Here is a 20,245-nt window from a genome sequence, read left to right as displayed (position 1 = left end):
GCAAGATTTCCTACAACTCCCTTTAAAGCATGTGCATCTTCAAACGCACCATCAAGATTGCCCTCTTCCAAAGCCTTTCCCAAAGCCTCAAAACGTTCATCTGAAAGTCCAAGTTCTATCATTTCCAGATAAAAGTCTTCCATGCCCATACATCTTTCCAGACCTTCATCAACATTTGCTCCCAATTCTCTTAATTTCTCAATATTCATATTCCTGCATCCTCGATAAAAAGAATATTTATTATTTGACAAATCAAGATAATTATACACAATTTAGACGACAAAATGCGTTATTTTAGTTAAATTATATACTTTTTATAGATAGTTTTTATTTTGTTCTGATAAAATTTTCATATGGAGGTCGAGGATATTTATGGCAAAACACAAAATTCTCATAGTCGATGATGAAAAGATATCTCTTCGCATGACACAGCATATTTTGTCCAGTGAATATGACACAGTCTGTGCTTCAAATGGAAGGGATGCGATTGAAATATATAAAACAGAAAGACCGAATTTGGTTCTTTCTGATCTTAGAATGCCTGAAATTGACGGATTTGAGCTTCAGAAAAAACTTCAGGATATATATGGAAAACAAATCCCGTTTATGTTTATGACAGCTGATAAGGACGATGAGGCTGAAAGCAAAGGATTTGCCATCGGTGCGCTTGACTTTATCAGAAAGCCCTTCAGAGCTGATGTTTTGCTAAAGCGTGTATTTAATATTCTTCAAAATGTTGAGCAGATACAGGGACTTCAGAAGGCTGCCACCACAGACCCAATGACCGGCCTTCTCAATAAGGCATCATCTCAGGAAGAAATAGACCTCTTGGTCAAAACTACTCCCGGAGCTTTGATGATGATTGATCTTGACAGCTTTAAACCTGTCAACGATATATATGGCCATGCTATGGGAGATAAAGTACTTATCCGATTTGCGGAAATAATCCGCTCATCCATAAGAACAACGGATATTGCGGGACGAATTGGCGGGGATGAATTTGTGGTTTTTTGTAAATCAATCCTTGATGAGGACGTTATAGCCGATAAGGCTGCATACATAAATGAACAGGTTCTTCTTTCCGCAAAAGAACTGATGGGACAAAGCATGAATATTCCTCTTGGGGTGTCAATCGGCTGTGCATTTGCGCCTGATGAAGGAGCTGATTTTGTAAATCTTTATAAAAAAGCAGATAAAGCATTATATTTTGTTAAGCAAAACGGTAAACATGGCTATAAGGTCTACAGGGAGGAAAAAGCGTCATCAGGCGATGAGGCAGATGAGGCGGCTGCGCTTAAACATGCAATGACTCTTATGGCTGAAAGATCCCCGGGAAAAGGAGCATTTAATCTTCCTACATCGGATTTTAAAAAGATATATCAATTTCTGTCGAGAGTAGTGGGCAACTATCACAATACTATTCATGTAATACTCTACTCTGTTATTCCGACAAAAAAGGATGTGGATCAGGAGGAAGCAGCAAATGCTTTCGCCAAAGTTGTTCAGATGTCGTTAAGACAAAGTGATGTTATAACAAGATATGGAAGCAATCAGGTGATGATCCTTCTACTAAAAGCAGTTTCATCTGATTTGGAAATTGTCACGGAGAGGATTGCCATGAACTGGGAATCCAAAGACATCAGTGCTCTTTGCAAGATCACATATGAAACGAGTGAGTTAAAATAAAGTGCCAATTCATCACGAATTGGCACTTTCTACACATCTTTTTATGGCTTCAAGAACGGCAGTCTTGGTATAGGGTTTAGTAACATATTCATCAGCTCCGTGCTGGGCTGCTTCCCTGACTTTTTCGCTCTCGGAATTTGAGGAGAGCATTACAACTTTTGCCAAAGGGTTCCGGCTTTTGATAAGCCTTAGCAAATCTATGCCGTTAAGCTGAGGCATGGAAATGTCCAAAATGATTATTGATGGTGATAAAGCAAGGAATTTGTCATATCCTTCTTTGCCGTTTTCTGCTTCACCGACAACTTCGTAGCCTTCTATTTCGAGCATGTTTCTCAATAAATTCCTGTTAACAGGCGCGTCATCCACAATAAGTATTCCTGCCATTTGATCCCTCCAGCCGCTAAGACCTCAACAGAATTAGAATTCTCTATTTATTGTACCAAATCGCTAGCAAATGTAAATAAATTTGGCCCCTGCTCAATTGAGCAGGGGCCTTAGGTTTATGACCTGTTATCAGTCGATTTTGTTTTTATTCTTCTCTTCTTCTTTTCTCATGTGCTCTTCGTACATCTTCTTACCAGTTACTCCAAGAAGTGCTACGATGAGGATCCACCACCAGTTCATCTTTCTTGCCTCATCATTTACAGTGGTTCCAGAAGCAAGAGCAACAGCTGGATCTTCGATGTCTGCCTTATTTGCAAAAGTTTCATCAGTCTCTTCTACTACAGGAGCTGCATCTGGTGTCTCTGCAAGAGCTACATCGCCATCAGCGATCTCTACATTTCCTGCGCCGCCCTGATCTGCCTGGCCTGCTGCAAAATCAGCTATAGCCTGTGCTGCTGGGTTAGCCTGTCCTGCGCCTGCATCTGCTGCCATTGCTGCTTCTACTGCTGCAAGAACTGGCGCTGCTGAAGGTGAAGGATTAGTAGTAGCTGCGATTACTCCACCAGCTGCTGGTGTTGCAGGTGTTGCAGGTGTTGTATCGCCGCCAGCATCAGGTGTGTCATCTCCGTCACCGCCGGAAGGATTAACCTGGCTCGCGTTCTGAGCATCTGCAACTATCTTTTCAACCACTTCTGCAAAAGTAAGTTTAGCATTTGCTACCTTTTCATCCGCTTTCTTCTTGTGATTGTTAAGCTCGCTTATAAGCTGAACAAGTGTCATGTCGTTGAGAGCTGCTGCCTCCTCTTCAGTCAGGCCGCCCTCACCAACGGTAAGTCCAAAGTATCCTGCAATATCAGTTGTCTTAAGAGCCTCGGTAGCCTTCATGGTCTTTGACTTTCTAGCACTCTTTTCTCTGATATTATCAATTGCCTGTGAAAGGTCATCTACCTGCTTGTTAGCATTCTGAACTGCGATCTGTGCTTCTACAACTTCCTTAGCGTATGCATCATACTTTTCAGTCATCTTCTGCTTATTTTTTGAGTTATTGGCATCAATGAAGGTATTGAGCCTTGCGTTGTCTGCAATCAGTTTCTTTACATACTCGCCATCCATATGGTATCTGTCTACAACATTCTGCTTAACATAGCTGTCTTCTCCAGTAAGAGCATTAGCAACTGCTGTGCTATCACCTATTATCAGGCAGTTACCACCATTTAAAAGGCTGTTGGAATTTCTCTCAACCGTAAGAGATTTAAGGTTTTTAAAGCTCTGTCCTGTTCTGGGACTGGTATAAGTTATGTTGCCATCAGCGTCAACAGTTTTAGTAAATTCATGTAAAAGATTACCTGCATCCTCTACTGGATTCTTACCGGTAGGATATCCACCCATAAGCTGGAACTGTGTAATGTACTGAATATTGCCGTCGCCATCCATGTAGGAGTAGAGTCTTAAGCCACCCTGCTCTTGTAAGCGCTTTAAATTATCTTTATGCGTAATGAATTTTTGATTTCTTATGTATTTACTCTTTTCGCTTGCAGGCATATTATCAAGTAATTCTTTAGCCATTGCTTCATATGGAGCATTCAGGGCATCGGCCTCCATATCTTCCTGTGTCTTTTCATACATTACAATGCCTGTCTTAGCCGCTTCAGTATCTGATGCCTTATAGTTTTCATGATCTTTGTTTGTCTTAGCTATTGAATCCCAGTTAAAATACTTTGTTCCCTGCTGAAGTACATTATTCTCATCAAGATACCAGAAATCTACCTGTGTATTATTATTTTCGTAATTATACTTATCAGAAGTATTGTTAAGCTTATTGAAAGTGAACTTAACCTCATGATCCTTATCCTTAACAAGATTAAACCCAAGCACTTCAGGAAGGTAGTAATTTTCAATGACATCCTTCATTACATTTCTGCTGGATTCAGGAGTCTTGCCAAATACATTGCTCCAATCATTTTCTCCATACTTGTTATTAAGATTATCTGCGCCTTCGCTATTGCCATCTGCGATAGCATCCTGAACCTTCTTCATTGCATTTGCCAGAGCATCAACCTTCTCCTGCGCTGCTTCAACTTCTGCCTTAGCTTCTGCTGTATTGCCCTTAGCAGAACCAAGCTCATTATTAAATATGCCATCCTGCTCTTTAAGACTTTCCTGAGCCTTTGAAAGCTCAGTTACCGCATCCTCATACTGCTTGCTAAGGGTACCGTAAAGAGTGATCTGACCATTCAAGGATTCAGTGTTCTCTTCTACAAACTTATCAAACGCTGCCTTTGCAGCCTGTTTATCTATATCTGTTTCAGCGTCAACAATCTTCTGAACAAGTTCTTGGCCCGTTTTATTTGTTTCTTCAACGATATTTTCTACATTATCAGCGACCTTAAGGATACCCTGATTTCCCTTAAGTCTATCAGCTGCCGTTTCAGCTGCTTCTATCACAGCTTTATCAGCCTTCTCAGCCTCTTTATTTGCAGTCTCTGCTTCAGTAAGATCTGTCTGAACTTCCTTTATATCTCCTGCAGCTTTTTCGATGTTGTCATCTGCTTTCACATCAGTTGCAGCACCCTTAAGCTCGCCAATAGCCCCAGCAACTTCCTCAGTTGCAATTTCTTTTTCACCAGCTGGAGGAATATTGTTCTTAACATCGCCTGTAAGAATGATATTTGCTGCCTCATTAGCTTCAACCTCAGCGCCTGCAATTGTAGGAGCTGGCTGTGCCTGTTCTGCATTCTGCTCTGTAGAAGGTGTCTGCGCTGTCTGCTCTGGTGCAGGTGTCTCCTGTGGTGGTGCTGTCACTGGCTGTTCGCTCACGCATGCATCATAAGCCTGAGTAGCTTCTGTCTGAGCCTCGTTTGTTACAGGCTCATAGCTGCTTTCAGACTGTGATTCGTTGGATTCAGTCTGTGGTTTGGAAGGAGTAGTATCGTCCAACTCACCATTACCTTCAGCAAACGCCGTAACTGGAGTCTGCAAAAACATCATTGCAGATATACCTATTGTGAGTGCTGAGAGAAGGTTTTTATTCTTAATGTTATTCTTTTTCATCTATATCTCCTTTCAATCCGCTTACAGCATCCTACGCTCTTATCTTCTAGATATATTATCGGCTAAAGTTAATCATATCTTTCATCATAAAAGAGGTTATTTTTGTAATTTAATAAAAGGTTTATGAGATTTTAGATTTTGTAAATATTTATCAAAAGATATTTATTATTTCAGAACGCATTTATAAACAAAAAATCCCAGAGCATGTCACGCTCCGGGATTCTTGTTCTTTCAAGAATTCTCATCTTATTTTTCGTGAATCTCGTCTTTTCCGGTGAATAGGTAGTCAGTTCTGAGGTAGCACTTACTTTTCACCAAATTTACTGTTCTCATTTTAATATTATTAACTCTATTTTTAATCTTAGCTTTTTCTTTTAAATACTTCATTTGAGTCATTTCATTCTTTTTATCGTTTTTTCTTATGTCCAAATCATCCATTAGTCTTTTTTCTTCATCATTCGCATCCTTAACGTCCTTACGCATGCGCTCCCCAACGACTTTGCTAAACTCCATCATACGAGTGGTCCATTGGGCTTTATCAGTTCTTCCGATAATTTTATCCTGATGCTTCTTTTTCAAGATTTTAATAACTTTCTGCACTTCGCTTAATCTGTCAATGAGAGCTCTTCGCTCATCTTTATCGAAAATATCGCAAAACTGAAAATGTATGATCTCAGGTGTCAGCTTCATTATGTTGTCCGCAAGTTCTTTCTCGATAGCAGGAGGCTGAAAAGAATTATCCACAACGATATTTCTGATCCGATTGTAACCACTCTTTCCCTCAATAAAAATATCAGAATATCTCAAAACTCCTCCGCACATATCGTTGTCTATGCCCGTAATATTAAGTACTTCACAACTTCCTGTCATCTTATCTTCTTTAATTGCTCCCAGGTAATTACTGGCATTTCTGTCTACCTGCCCCATGATGATGTCATAGATCTGAAGATTTAACAAACTCCTAAAAGCGTCTGCTGAATATCTGGTTTTAAAGACACTATGTTTACTATAATTGGACAGTACTACTCCAGAAGCTTCATCCATGAGGATTCCATGCATAGTCTTACCATTTATGATAACATCAGCAAGCTTGCTATCAGCTATCAGATTATGTCCTTCGCCGTTAAGCCCGAGAAGTTTTGCCATTCTGGCAGAAGCAACATTTCTTCTGGAAAGGTCAGCATTCTCCTTTATCATAGCACTACTAACAGCAATGTCATGACATCTGGCCTTTTTACTGATCTCATGAAGTGTCTCGGAGACATACCCATAAACGCTGCCTATTTCATCTTTTTTTTCGATTATATTTCTTAAAGTAATGATATGATTTTCAAGAACAGTATCTTTTTTCTTAAGTTCTTTTTCCTTATCATCAAGCACTTTTACTATGCCATCCATGATCTTATCAGGATCTCTGTGATCATCAAAGAAGTCTCCAATAGAGTCAAAATCCTCAAACAAATATTTTAAGCAATCCATGACTGCCTTTAGCGCATTACTTCTTTGTGTGATTTTTGAGCTAAAATCTTCCTTATCCTTTTTTGTATGTCTGTTATCAGCTTCATATGCTCTAAGCTCATCTTGAGCTAAAGAAATGGCTTCACTAGTAAGTACGTCATAATCATCGCTTGGAATTTTTTCAGTCTCCTTAAAGTATTGCTTCTTGCCGTTTTTTTCTACGATATATACCTTGGAAGTGCCAGCTCCGCCTATGGTTACTGTGGCTCCGTCGACTCCATCCTCAAATTTCTCAGTTCTGACATCCCTTAAGACATCAAGCCATGTTTTAAGTCCATTTTCCTCAGGTTTTGTACTTAGTTGTTCAACCCTTACAGAAAAACGAAGTGACTCTGTCTTTACCTGCTCAAAAATATCCTGTACCATCTGCTTTCTGGCTTTGCCTTCATCTGTCCAGGGATTGCGGTGCCTTAAATATTTCTCGCAAGAAAGACATATCTGCCTGAATTCATTTTGGATCTCTTCTACCTTTTTAAGATCAACAACCTTGTCAAGCAAAGCATCAAGCGCGTTCAGATGATCAAGGATCGGCTTCATACGCCATCTGGAAGGCGTTCTGCTCCCCTTCTTTTCAACCTTTCTATCCCCCTCAGTGGTTACATATGTGTATTTAGCGCTTCTTATCAGCTTTTCTTTACCACTAAAGACAGAAATTGTCCCGGGCATGTTGGCATCTACGATTTCTCTTTTCTCTGCCAATTCCTCATCGATGCCAATGTTAATGCCGTTTTCAGCCTCTTTATCTTTGTTTTCACGCTTCTGCGCATCCTTCCGGTTCTGATCAAAGGCCATATGATCAGCATATTGCTGATCTTTCTGCTTAAAGCTTTTATCAACTGTTATGTTTTTAAAAACGTCCTGTTCTTCAGGTTTCCATGAATAGAGTTTCTCATCAGCCATGCCGCCACCTCAGTATGTTTTCTAAGCAAATTATTGTTTACCATATAGTTTATACGAACGATATCGTATAATGTAAATATATCACAATTAAAGAGGCAGTAAGACATGGTAACATTTACCGTTACGCTTAAGGAAGCTGAGGCCCTTTCAGATTTCTTTTCAGAAAAGAGCCGCAGTAATATTGAAAAAGAAGGATTCTACACAATTGGCGCATGCGATGACGAGGGCTTTGTGACAGGAGTCCTTCAGTTTTATGTTGATTTCAGCCAGGAGCATGGCTGCTTTGGCCTCCTTAGCCATATGTATATACAGGATGAGTTTAAAGATACCGAAACGGCTAAGACTCTCATTGACGAGTTCGAAAGTATCATGTCCGCCAGCGGTATTAAGGACAAGCTTATTCATCTTCCAACCATAGCTCCTAAGGACAGTTTCGATTTTTACAACAGCCTGGGCTTTGAGTTTGATGACAATGTCTTTTTTGTCTTTTCTTCAAGCGCAAAAGAGTTTGTCAAACACAAGGTCATTGAAAAAGCCTCCACATCAGACATTAAGAGCATCGCAGATCTAGGGGATGACGGCTTTATTTTGCTTCAAAAAGCTGTAGGCTGCGAGAAGATTACCAAGTCCAAAAACATTTATGACCAGCAGCTTTCCTCTTTTTTTGTTAACAAAAAAGGCTGTGGTCTTTTCCTCATTAAGAGGCTGGACAACGGGCTCCTGGTTACCTCTTTTCTTGGATGCAACACAAAAGAGGTCAACTCCGACATACTCTCCCTTATCGCCTACAGCTCAAAAAAGGCGCAGGACCTTTGCGGCCCTGACGCCCCTATCTATATCATCTGCAAAAAAGATTATTCCAAAGAGCTGATCACCCAGCTCTTTCCCGATGTACCTGCCATGGAATATATGGAAGGTGTCATGATTCATTGATCAACTTTTCCAACGCAACAAAAAAAGCTCAAAACACATATGTGCTTTAAGCTTCCGGGTTGGGCTGTTATTTAACAGTCAGTACCTCGTAGCGGAATCGAACCGCTGATTCTGCCGTGAGAGGGCAGCGTCTTAACCGCTTGACCAACGAGGCTTATCAAGCCGCTTGTTTCGTGCGACTTGATTATAATATTACAAACGAAAAGAAAATGCAAGCACTTTTTTAAAAAATTTTTATCTTTGCTTTTTATCTGTCTCTGCGTCTTGTTATAAGCTCGGCAGAAGCACCTGCTACGCCAGCTGCAGCTATACCAAGAAGCATTAACATAAGAGGTGTCTTTTTGTCTGATGTCTCTGCATCTACTAATGAAGGTGTAGATGCAAGAGCAACATCGTTATCTCCAATCTGTACAGCGCTCTTATTAAGTGTTGTATTGAATGCGGAAGCAACTGCGCTTTGTGCAGTAGTGCCTGCTGCCTGAGCCAGCTCTTTTGCCTTATCAGTATTGCTTGCTGCAGCAATATCGGTTACGCTTCCAGAATTATCCCCAAGGATCTCATTAGTAAGAGACTGGGCAAGGCTGCTCATCTGCGCTCTTCTGCTTCTGTATTGTGTTGCAGGATTACCAGCAGGATTTGTAACAAGGGAAATAACCTCTGCGCCAGATGCTGGATTGATTGTGGTATTACCACCGCCAGTTATCTGATGACCAGCACCAGGAATCACATCACCATTGCCGCCATTATCACCATTTCCATTATCTGAACCATTGCTGCCTGAGCCGCCATTACCAGAGCCATTATCATCTGAGCCGCCATTTGTGCCTTCATCAGATCCGCCATCAGCGCCCTCTTCATTAGAAGCCTGCTGTGCCTGCTCAGCTGCGATCCTGTCTCTTTCCTTAATATCATTTATCTTCTGCTGTGCTGTCTCAAGCGCCTGTCTTGCTTCTTTAAGCTTCTCCTGGGATGCTCTCTTAGCAGACTGGGCTGTTTCAAGGTTTGCAAGAGCTGCTGTGTGGGCATTTGCAGCCTGCTCGATCTTTTCCTGAGAAACAGGCGCTCCGGCATTTTTAAGAGCCTCTACCTTTTCTCTTGCAGCTGAGACCTTTGAAAGAGCATCTTCATAAGCTGTTGTAGCTGCCTGTGCCTTAGAAACCGCATCTTCTGCGATAGCTTTTTTCTCTACGTAGTCATTCTCATAGGCCCTTGGTGCACCTGTGTCTGAGAAAGCAACAAACTCACTCTTTGTGTCAGTCACTTTCTCAGTGGTATATTGTGGTTCCACTTCAGCCCTATAAGCAAACATTTTTGCCTCATAGGTTTCTTCCAGAACAGCAATTTCCTTGACGTCAGGCTCTTTGGACTTAAGTGTAACTATAATTTTGCAACCCCATTTGATCATCCCTCCAGCTTCAGTGGGTGGAATTTCGTAATCTACAAACTCACGACTAGCTTCTATAAAACCACTATTGTCCTTTAGAAGATTTTCAATAATGTTATCGGCTTCTGTTTCAGCCTGTCCGCGAGCTGCATCAACAATTTCAACTGCCTGATCATACGCAACAACTTTCTTATAAGTCGTGACATTATAGCATTTCTTAGTTGTCTCTTTTACATAATACTGATCATGGCCATCCACAGTACGAAGCTCAGATGTTCCTCTGATCAGCGTTGTTCCCGGTATCTCCTCGTAGACATCCCAAGGTTCACCGTCATCGGTAGCTGAACCGCTGACAGGATTATTATCCTGAGTATAAGCAGGTTCACTTGAATTAGCAGCATATACCTCGTTTTCATTGTATACGTAATAACTATAATGATTTTCTTTAAAAAGCTCCCCATCCTCAGAATAAAATCCTTCTGGAGAACCAGGAATAACCTTTTCTACCTCAACCTCAAATTTTGTGACCTTTCTGATTATTACATCCTTGTCTTCATTAACTGAGTATTCAAAGGTAAACTCGCCCTTTTCATAAGCTTCCTTTTCATCTTCATCAAGGAAAAGATTCTCAGCTATAAGCTTTCCAAGCTCATTAACCTTATTCTGGAAGTCAGGGTCGTCCTCGTTCATTGAAATAACTTCTTCCCTAAGCTCCTTAATCTGTTTTCCAATATGATCATCAAGCTTTGCAAGTGCTTGCTCCTGCGCCGACTGGTTATTCTTTACGTCGTCCTCAGCAGCAGAAAGAGCTGTCTCTGCCCTCTCAAGTTCCTGCTCCGCATAACCAAGCTCAGTTTCGTACGTATTGTTCTGCTTGGTAATATTATCCAAAGCAGTTTTTGCATTAGCGCTTGCTGTTTCAGCATCTGACAGTACTTTGCCAGCATCGAAATCCTTCTTTTCAGCCTCAGTAACCTTGTCCTCAGCATCTGAAAGCTTAGTTTCCGCTTCTGAAAACGAATCATTCTGGACATCAATTCCATCTACCAGGCTTATTGCTGCTTTTGAATCATTCTGTGATGCGCCATATGCTATTACAGCCTCTACAGACTTACTGTCTACAGTAGAATCCATCTGTCCAGCCACCCTAGCATTGTTAACAGCTGCTTCGGCAGCGTTTTCTGCATCTGCGATATCTTCCTTGGCTCCTGCAACTTCGCCTTCAGCCACATTAAGGGCATTATTTGCACTTGAATAGCTGTCCTGCTTATCAGCTCCAGTATCAGCTATTGCAGTCTGTGCTGTGTCTATAGCAGTTCCCGCATCACTTGCAGCCTGGGAAGTTTCAGATGTTTCCTGTGTTCCTGATGTTTCAGTGTTCTGGCTTTCGCCGCTATTCTGAGTCACATCACCGCCATCATCCTTACCCTGTTCAGGCTCACCCTCATCAGCATAAGCTGTTACAGGACACATCATAAGTCCTGCTCCAATTCCAATTGCAAGTGCACTAACCAGCTGTTTCTCTAACTTTTTCATTATTCTTCCCTCATAGAAATTAATTTTCAGCAAACGATTCAAATTTTTAATACGAATAAGATACACCACCTGTAATCATAGAATCCATCATATTTGTGCGATTTATTTTTATTTCAGCCGCTGTTCATGCGGCTTTCAGAGACTGTTAACTGAAATTTTAGAAAGGCCGCAGTTAGTAGATGCTAACTCCTTTTTAGGGGGACTTTTCTTCATAAAATCTTAAGAATTATTAAGAAAGTCTTAAAGACTTATCGGAGAAAATTGGGTATGATATCACTTGTCGTGCTCAGTCAGAGCCAAGAGCCACATTCGTGGCGCCAGCGATTCGCTGAATTTACCATATGTATTAAGCAAAAGAAAGGAAACAAATGACTTACAAAGAAACAAATCTATCTCAGTTCTTTCCGTGCATCAGAACGAAAGAACTAATTTTCGATGACATTAAGAAGCATCCAAATCTTGAAAACATTTATGAATCATGGACCAGCGATCAGCAGGAGGAATTTCTTAATATCTGTACCGGTAATAAAGGCATCAAGATACTGTATGACAGCTTTTTCAAGGAGGTTCTTAATCCAGAATATGCCCCTGACAGACTTTCAAATCTGCTAAGTATACTACTGGAAAGGAAGGTCAAAGTTAAGGATGTTCTGCCAAATGATAGCACCCGTCTTGGAGACGAAATGTCCCTTGTTATTACAGACATCGTTGTTGAATTGGAGGACAAATCCCTTGCCAACATTGAAGTCCAGAAGCTTGGTTACCTATTTACCGGTGAAAGAGCATCCTGCTACTCAGCAGATTTGCTCCTTAGACAATACAAACGTCTAAGAGATAATGCCAAGTCCAAGCTTAGTTATAAGGACATCGCTCCCGTCTATACTATCGTCTTTCTAGAAAGCAGTCCCGCTTGCTTTGGGGAATTCAAAAACGAATATATTCATAGATTCTCAACCACTTCAAACACGGGACTAAGCCTAAACATGCTTCAAAACTTTATCTTTATCCCGATTGATATTTTCCTCGAGAAACTTCATAATATAGGTATAGAAAGTGAACTTGATGCATGGCTTACGTTCCTTGGGTGTGACGAGCCCAAATACATCATTGAACTGATTACCAAATATCCAGGTTTTAAGTACATGTATTCTGATTTATATGACCTATGTCAGAACATAGAAAGGGTGATGGAGATGTGGTCAAAAGAACTTCAGATTCTCGATAGAAACACAGTCAAATACATGATTGATGAACTTCAAGAGAAGCTCGATGATGCGATTGCGTCCCTGGCTGAAACCAAAGACGCCTTAGCTGATAAAGATGCTACTATTGCTGATATGGGGTCGTCTCTTGCCGACAAAGATGCTACCATTGCTAACAAGGATGCTACCATCACCAATTTGCAATCCACCATTGCAGAACTTCAGGAAAAACTCAGTAAGTATGAATCTCAGTAAAATGAAAAAACGCGCAGTCTCAAGACTGCGCTATTTTTATGCATACAAGAAGAGCGGATCATATGATCCGCCCTTCTCTTTATAAAAAATGTGTTTGATTAGAGAATTACTTATTGATCTTAGTAGAGTTCTTAGCCTCTGCCTTAGCCTTGTTTCTCTTTCTTCTTGTGTACTCTTCTACAGATACACCTGCGATAGCTGCAAGAATGAGGAGCCACCACCATGCAAAGCCCTTCTCCTCAAGTTCAGGAGTTGCTGCAAGAGCTGTCTTTGTCTCTTCAATTGTGGTCTCATTCTTAGGAGACTCTGGAGTCTTGGTATCCTCCTTCTGTGCACCAACAACTGCTGCGTCACTGCCGTTACCGTTGCCGTCCTCATTGCTGGCAGACACAGATCTTGCGTTAGCTGCAGCCGCTCTTTCTGCTGGTGTTCTTGCTTCTCCAAGAACTGCTGCCTGATCTGCTGCTACAGGAATAACAGCCGGAGTTGTTGGAATTACTACGATTGCAGGAGTTGTGTTGCCCCCCGTTGTACCATCGCTGCTACTTCCGGATTCTCCATCATTTGATCCATCATCTGAGCTTCCTCTGTCTGAACTATCAGACTCTTTATTTCTGATCTCCTGTGCTTTCCTGGTGGCATCGTCGAGGGCTTCCTTGGCATCATCCATGACTTCCTTGGCTTTGTCTTTAATCTCCTCTGCAGTCTCTAGCTCTGCAAGCGCTATCTTAAGTTCATATTGTGCTGCCACAAGGTCTTTTTTCGAAACGCTTGTGCTTTCAAGCTCATCAACCTTTTTCTGAGCCTCTTCAACCTTTTTAAGAGCATCAAGGTATGCTGTCTTTGCTTTATCTGCTGCCTTCTTGGCATTATCAGCATTTTCAAGTGCTTCGTTCTGCTCAGCTACAGCCTGCTCAAACTCTTCATCATCAGTTGAACCGATCTGTGTGCTTGATGTATAGATGTTGTGGATGTCAGCTGTTACCGCATCCTGATGTGCTGTGTATTTTGTATAATCGGTAGCATCATAAAGGGTTTTCTTTACAACAAAGTCCTTGAACTCGTATGTCTTTTTACCTTTTTTCTTGGTCTCAACAAGATATGTTTTTGTAACAGTCTCGTAAATTCCGGCCTCCTCATGAGTCTCATCCGGAACCTGCTCTGTGGTATAAGCCTGAACCGAGAAGGAATTGATACCCACAAGGCTCTTAAAGAATGCCTTTATAGCTTTCCAGGTTCCAAGACTGTTGATATCTACAACCTCTTCCTCACCTGTCCAGAAATGCTTGTAAGTAACAGTTACATCATAGCCTTCGTTATAATAGTTTTTTACCTTTCTGGAAAGATCGACTATGTTTCCTGCCGTCTTGGAATCCTCAACAGGAACTGTCTCATCTTTGTAAGTATCAACAACTGTATGTGTAACCACTTCGTCATAAGACTTGATCTCAGATCCCTCTACTTCGTAGTATTTTACTTTTTTAGTATTCTTCGGAGCCGTATCCTCTACGCTTACAATTGAATCCTCATCCTCTGTGTCGATGGCATAGAAGCCTTTTGTAGCATCCTCTGTGTCAATATAAACCACATGGCTTGTCTCTGTCTCTTTGTAAACAGATGCTCCATCCTCTGTTGAATAGCTCTCAGGGACCTCTTCTTTAAGAGTAATTTCCTCTGTATCAAGAGTTATCTCTTTTTCAGAAACTGCAATTACTCCTTCTGTTTGCGAATACTCATACTTTCTGGTAACTTCCTCGCCGTTTACCGTATATGTTACGTATCTTACATCAACCGGAGTTGAAATCGGCTTGTAATTGCCATTTTCGTCAACTACATAATTGCCATCATCATCCTTCTCATAGTCTGTAATAAAGGAAAAAGAATCTTCTCCAAAGTCAATAACTGTTCCCTCGTCAATTTCAGTATTCTCAAGAATGTAATACTTGATGATGAGCTTTGAAAGAGCATCAAGCTTATCCTGATAATCATCCTCATCACCTGTCATCTCGGAAATCTCTTTCTGTGCGTCGATGATCTGCTGATAACCTGAATTCTTGATGTTTTCATACTCATCATTTACATTTTCAGCAGCATCTGCCACCTGATCCTTGGCATCATCAAGAGCCTTTCTTGCAATTTCAAGATCATCCTTTGCATCTGCGATAGAAAGCTCTGTTGCTTCTACATCTCTCTTAAGTTCCTCATAGGCCTCAAGGGCTGCATCATAAGCACTCTGAGCTTCATCAAGCTTGCCGTTTGCCTCAGCAAGCTTATCCTCTGCTGTCTTTACATTCTCCTCTACAGTCTTAACTATTTTTTCTGCCTGCTCTGAAGTTGTTGTATTAACATCGATGCTATCGCTGGCCTTCTCTGCAACTTCAGCAGCTTCTACTGCCTCTTTATATGTATCCTCAGCTTCCTGAGTTTTGTCATCTATTATAGTAATATCTACGCCGATCTCATTAAGTGCTTCCTGACCTTCATTGTTGGTAATCTCAGCTGCACCAACCTGGATCTCTGCATCCTCCACTGCGCGGTTTGCATCTTCAAGGGCCTCTTTGGCCTCCTCATAATTCTCTGATGTAACCTCATCTGCTGTATCAACTGCCTCAGCAGCTGTATCTATGGCATCATCTGCATCCCCAACTGCTTCCTTTGCCTCCTCATAAGTCTTTTCTGAAGACTCTGCGTTATCTTCCTGAGCATCTGTTACCTCAAGAACGTTTTCATCTGTATCTGTAATGTTCTCACCTTCATTGGCAAGAGCTGTAAGTGGCTGCATTGCCATGCTGGCTGAAAGTCCAATTGAAAGTGCTTTAATGATCTGGTTGTTTAAAAAATTCATTTTCATTGTTTTCTACCTCTTCTTCAATAATCAAATATGTTTTTTCGTTTTTCCTGAGCTCGGAGGTAAGAATAACACCATGAAAATCATATAAACCATCATATTTGGCTGAAATTTTGTTGTTTAATCAAGGCTTAAGCCAGTGTTTATGGGGAGTTTATAATCGAAACTGTTTTGGTAATATTCGTTTCCATTTGGTTTATGGATTTTAGATTCTGTTTAGATTGTGTAACCGTTTACATTAGCACGATTATGCAATCTTAATCGTTTTAGAAATAGTTTCAAAAATAAAGCTATTACACTTCAAATGAAGCTTCACAACTACTTCGAACACGGGAATAATCCTGAACATGCTCCAGAACTTTATCTTTATTCCGATTGATATTATCCTTGAGAAACTTCATAATAGAGGTATAGAAAGGGTGATGGAGATGTGGTCAAAAGAACTTCAGATTCTCGATAGAAACACAGTCAAGTACATGATTGATGAACTTCAGGAGCAGCTCGATGATGCAAATGCTACCATCGCTGATAAAGACGCTACCATCGCTGATAAAGATGCTACCATCGCTGAGCTCCAGAAAAAACTTAGTAAATATGAGTCATAGTAATGTGAAAAACGCGCAGTCTCAAGACTGCGCGTTTTTTATGCATACAAGAAGAGCGGATCATATGATCCGCCCTTCTCTTTATAAAAAATGTGTTTGATTAAAGAAAATTACTTATTGATCTTAGTAGAGTCCTTAGCCTCTGCCTTAGCCTTGTTGCTCTTTCTTCTTGCATACTCTTCTACAGATACGCCTGCGATAGCTGCAAGGATGAGGAGCCACCACCATGCAAAGCCCTTCTCCTCAAGTTCAGGAGTTGCTGCAAGAGCTGTCTCGTTATCTTCGATCTTAGTCTCTTCCTTAGGAACTTCTGGAGTCTTGGTCTCTTCCTTCTGTGCGCCTGCTACTTCAGCGTTGTCGCTGTTACCATTGCTGTTATCTGTTGCTACAGTCTCAGTATCAGCTGCCTTCTTAGCTGCTGATCTTCTTGTTGTTCTAGCGCCAAGAACTGCTGGAGCCTCTGGATTTTCAACTGCTGGAGCAACTACTGTGGTTGCTGGTGTAACTACTGTAGGGATGAAGATTGTGTCATCTCCGCCACCAGTTGGTGTATCATCTGATGATCCACTTGACTGAACTCTTGACACTGCAGCAACAAGTTTCTGTGCTCTATTTGCCGCGTCCTGAGCCTTTAATGCATTATCTTGAGCAGTCTTATAATCTGCTAAAACTGCTTCATATTTTGCATATGCTATGTTATATGCTTCCTGAAGAGCTGTAAGTGCTGCGCCATTAGCATCAGCATTAGCCTTAAGATTTTTAAGTGCATTTGCAGCATCTAATACTGCAGAATAAGCATCAATTACTTTGGTGTGCTTAGCAAGTGCTGCATTCTTAGCATTCTCAGCGTCAGTAGCAGCTTTAGCAGCATCACTGGCTGCATTTTCTAAGCCGCTAAGGTCTCTATCCTTATCATCGCTGAGCTTATTAAAGATACCTAATTTCTCATCAGCTGCCTTCTGAGCATCAGCTTTTGAAGTAGCATTCAGAACGCTCAGGAAGTAATCACGCTCTTTATAGATAGGTGCGGACTTTTCGACAATCTTTGTACCTTGCTGCACCTTCTTTGTTCCCTTAGTTACATAATGAGTTCTTGTTACAGTCTCTTCATAGCTCTGTTCATAATATGTGTATTCACCCCAGTAATAATCGTAGCCAGTTTTCTCTGTTACATTATTAGCTGCTTCGCTTTCAGATAAGAATACTTTGCCGTAATCTTGCCAATAGTAGTAACCCTGCTTCTGAGTTACATAAACCTTTACCTTGTTATGGCCATTCCATGAATTATAATAGTATCCCTTTCCATCACGCTTGATTTCTACGTTAGTAACTATTTCATTCCCTTTTACATAGTATGTACCAGGATATACTTCCCTTGTTCTAGTCTCTGACTCTTGGGTGGTATAAGAGTACCAATTTCCATTAACATGCTGGAAGTTCTTACCTGTCTCATCCACTTCTTTTCCGTAAGCGTCACGATAAACAGGCTGATCAACAATGTTCGGTACTGTATCTTTTGTAATCTCATCTACGATGAGCCAGTGAACAGATTCTTTCCAATAATAACCAAACCATGCTTCTTCCCAGTCACCATAGTCTGCGGAGTCCAGCTCATATGCGAACTCTCTTGTAACTTCCTTCGCATTTTCACCTTCTCCAACATTATATTTAGCGATAATTCTGCCAGATGCATCTACAGTAATAGTAGGATTCTTGAATCCCTCTTCATAAAGCTTATAAGTAACAAGGGCCTTAGCCAGATCTTTATCAGCTTTATTTACTGCATCTTTATCATCTTGTTGATTATTAAAAGTATTAACTTCAACTTTCCTTATCTGGTTAACCTGCTCGATAAGTGTTGCTTTCTCAAGAGCTTCATTTGCAGCTTTGAGTTCCCTCTCTGCCTGATCAATATTTTTCTCCGCATAATCCTTAGCATCCTGTGCTGCTTTAAGGTCATTATCTGCTTTGGTTTTTGCTTTAGTAGCATCATCAAGATCATTCTCAGCATCTGTGAGGTTAGAAAGAGCCTTATTAAGAGCATTAAGTGCAGATGAAACAGCTTCGTTTACATCACTCTTACCATAATTTTTCTTCTCAATATCAAGATACTCAAGATCTACTGTACCGTCTTCATTATGAATTCCATACTGTTTAAGTATCTTTTCAAGATTTTCCTGAGCTTTGTCTACTGCATCCTGCGCTAATGTATATGCAGTTGAAGCAGCTTTCAAATCGTCAGATGCGTTAGTCTGAGCGGTTGTAGCGGCTTCAAGCTGTGTCTGAGCCTTTGAACTCTCTTTTTTTGCATTATTTGCTGCAGTCTGAGCCGCATCAGCAAGCTTCTGAGCTTCTTCTCTTGCAGCTGTTGCAGCTGCTGCATCAGCATAAACCTTGTCAGCAAGAGCCTGTACTGCATTAGCATCTGCTTCTGCTGCTTTTGCCTCTTTATCAGTCTCTGTTTTTGCAGTAGCAATAGGTGTTTCTGCATTTGTAAGAGCTCCTTCAAAAGCAGTTTCACTTATTGAAGCCTCATTTAATGCATCGTTATAAGTATTAGTCTTAGATGTTGCATCACTAGTGAGCTTATCATGTTCTTTAACTGAATTATCGATTGCTTCAAGAGCACCCTTAGTCTCTTTTAATTCATCGTTTACACTCTTCTCAACTTGAGCTCCAGGCTGTGTTTCGCCCTGTGCAGATGCTTCTGAAACTGGTTCTTCAACTTCTGGTGTCTCTGATGTTGATGATGTTTCAACAGTAGCACCTTCTTTGATAGCAAGATCAACTTTTTCCTCAGCAGTATCTATAGAATTAGATACCTGCTCGTTCATAGCCGGAGCTGTCTGGGTATTCTCAGGAGCAGATGTAGATGACTGAGAATCTGAAGTTGCAGGAACTGCAGTACCAGTGGGCTGTCCGCCTTCAGTTCCGTCTGTAGCAAATGCTGTTACTGGCTGAAGTGCCATGCTTGCTGCAAGACCTACTGAAAGAGCTTTGATGATCTGTTTGTTTACTCTGTTTTTCATAACTATTGGTTCCCTCCTAAAAAAATAATCAAACACACAATGTTCACAATTCGTTTCCCAAATAACGACTGTAAATGCATTGTAGCAAACCACCTATCATACAAACCATCATATAAAACATAAATTTTGTACTTTTTTAATTTTTTTGTGATAAAAATATAAAAAGTGCAGAACCATGCGGGTTCTGCACTTTAAAAAATTTAATTATTTTGTTTTTGATGATCAGATCACCTCATCATCTTCGCCCTTATAGGCTTTTATCCTGACATACTCTTCAATAGTAATGCCAAGAGCAGCTGCAAGAAGGATCATCCACCACCAGTTGTCCTGGCCTTTTCTCTCCTGCGGAGTAGCAACAAGAGGTGTCTCCTCTTCTTCGATGGTAACTTCCGACGCCGTAGCTGTATTCCCCTCTGAAGCTAAGGCCGTTGCCGGACTAAACATCACCCCAAGGCATACAAACAAAGCCGTAAGTGGTGCCAGCCCCCTTTTCAATATTCTCTTCCTCATAACATCTCACCCTCATAATAAGCGTTATTACACACTATACAGCTACATATTATAATACTGATAATCATATAAATTATCATATTTATAAAAATTTTTGTGTGTTTATAAATAATTTATAAATTGAGGGTAGGAAAGCGGTTCTTTCGTGACAGAGGGGACGGTTCTCCTTGACTCCCAGAGGGAGTCAGAGAGAACCGTCCCCCTGTCACAAAAGAACCGCTATTTGATTATTAAAGTACTTTGATTGCTTTCTTAGGGCACTTCTCTGCGCAGGTTCCGCAGTGTGTGCATTTCTCCTGGTCGATAACGGCCACGTTGTTTTCTACAGTAATGGCGCCGGCTGGACAGTTCTTTTCACAGATGTGACAAGCGATACAGCCGATGGTGCAGTACTGGTTAACGAG

The 20,245-nt window shown here is 41.0% G+C and carries 12 protein-coding genes, 1 tRNA gene and 1 pseudogene; 4 read left to right on the top strand and 10 right to left on the bottom strand.

Features of this window, described 5'->3' with window-relative positions; translation table 11 throughout:
* Positions 1–209, bottom strand: a pseudogene (locus J6I68_RS00235) (Hpt domain-containing protein); the annotation flags it as partial.
* A gap of 163 nt (positions 210–372) precedes the next feature.
* Here J6I68_RS00235 and J6I68_RS00230 point away from each other — a divergent pair.
* On the top strand, positions 373–1,686 hold the full coding sequence (locus tag J6I68_RS00230; protein WP_292216224.1) for a GGDEF domain-containing response regulator: 1,314 nt from the start codon (positions 373–375) through the stop codon (positions 1,684–1,686).
* 12 nt (positions 1,687–1,698) lie between these two features.
* On the opposite strand, the gene J6I68_RS00225 is transcribed toward J6I68_RS00230, so the two are convergent.
* The 3 genes from J6I68_RS00225 to J6I68_RS00215 form a co-directional block, all read right to left on the bottom strand.
* Complete coding sequence (locus J6I68_RS00225) at positions 1,699–2,070, bottom strand: response regulator transcription factor (RefSeq protein WP_292216222.1); 372 nt, start codon at positions 2,068–2,070, stop codon at positions 1,699–1,701.
* Positions 2,071–2,199: 129 nt separating this feature from the next.
* Entirely contained in the window at positions 2,200–5,121 is a 2,922-nt protein-coding gene (locus J6I68_RS00220; protein ID WP_292216220.1) for a hypothetical protein, read from the bottom strand.
* A gap of 246 nt (positions 5,122–5,367) precedes the next feature.
* Positions 5,368–7,539, bottom strand: coding sequence for a hypothetical protein (locus J6I68_RS00215; RefSeq protein WP_292216218.1), 2,172 nt, complete (start codon positions 7,537–7,539; stop codon positions 5,368–5,370).
* A gap of 105 nt (positions 7,540–7,644) precedes the next feature.
* Here J6I68_RS00215 and J6I68_RS00210 point away from each other — a divergent pair, with 105 nt between their 5' ends.
* A complete protein-coding gene (locus J6I68_RS00210; RefSeq protein WP_292216216.1) occupies positions 7,645–8,472 on the top strand; it encodes a hypothetical protein in 828 nt (275 codons plus the stop codon).
* A gap of 82 nt (positions 8,473–8,554) precedes the next feature.
* On the opposite strand, the gene J6I68_RS00205 is transcribed toward J6I68_RS00210, so the two are convergent.
* Positions 8,555–8,626 (bottom strand) — tRNA-Glu (locus tag J6I68_RS00205).
* Positions 8,627–8,719: 93 nt separating this feature from the next.
* The gene (locus J6I68_RS00200) at positions 8,720–11,392 is read right to left on the bottom strand and encodes a hypothetical protein (RefSeq protein WP_292216214.1); all 2,673 of its coding nucleotides are present in this window, start codon (positions 11,390–11,392) and stop codon (positions 8,720–8,722) included.
* Between the two features lie 368 nt (positions 11,393–11,760).
* On the opposite strand from J6I68_RS00200, the gene J6I68_RS00195 reads away from it, so the two are divergent.
* On the top strand, positions 11,761–12,849 hold the full coding sequence (locus J6I68_RS00195) for a PD-(D/E)XK nuclease family transposase (RefSeq protein WP_292216212.1): 1,089 nt from the start codon (positions 11,761–11,763) through the stop codon (positions 12,847–12,849).
* Between the two features lie 106 nt (positions 12,850–12,955).
* Here J6I68_RS00195 and J6I68_RS00190 read toward each other — a convergent pair whose 3' ends face one another.
* The gene (locus J6I68_RS00190) at positions 12,956–15,700 is read right to left on the bottom strand and encodes a hypothetical protein (RefSeq protein WP_292216210.1); all 2,745 of its coding nucleotides are present in this window, start codon (positions 15,698–15,700) and stop codon (positions 12,956–12,958) included.
* A gap of 344 nt (positions 15,701–16,044) precedes the next feature.
* On the opposite strand from J6I68_RS00190, the gene J6I68_RS00185 reads away from it, so the two are divergent.
* Positions 16,045–16,302 (top strand): hypothetical protein, encoded by a 258-nt coding sequence (locus J6I68_RS00185; protein ID WP_292216207.1) that lies wholly within the window; start codon positions 16,045–16,047, stop codon positions 16,300–16,302.
* Between the two features lie 110 nt (positions 16,303–16,412).
* On the opposite strand, the gene J6I68_RS00180 is transcribed toward J6I68_RS00185, so the two are convergent.
* From J6I68_RS00180 to J6I68_RS00170, 3 genes are all read right to left on the bottom strand, one after another.
* The gene (locus J6I68_RS00180; RefSeq protein WP_292216205.1) at positions 16,413–19,331 is read right to left on the bottom strand and encodes a hypothetical protein; all 2,919 of its coding nucleotides are present in this window, start codon (positions 19,329–19,331) and stop codon (positions 16,413–16,415) included.
* Between the two features lie 222 nt (positions 19,332–19,553).
* Positions 19,554–19,841 carry a hypothetical protein gene (locus J6I68_RS00175; RefSeq protein WP_292216203.1) on the bottom strand — a complete coding sequence of 96 codons (288 nt, stop codon included), beginning with the start codon at positions 19,839–19,841 and terminating at the stop codon, positions 19,554–19,556.
* Positions 19,842–20,071: 230 nt separating this feature from the next.
* A partial coding sequence (locus J6I68_RS00170; protein ID WP_292216228.1) for a 4Fe-4S binding protein occupies positions 20,072–20,245 on the bottom strand: 174 nt, incomplete at its 5' end.

Source organism: Butyrivibrio sp. (assembly GCF_017940685.1).
In the GTDB taxonomy this organism is placed as follows: domain Bacteria; phylum Bacillota; class Clostridia; order Lachnospirales; family Lachnospiraceae; genus Butyrivibrio.
The sequence above is the reverse complement of the archived record's forward strand: the minus strand, read 5'-3'. Positions and strand labels throughout refer to the sequence as shown.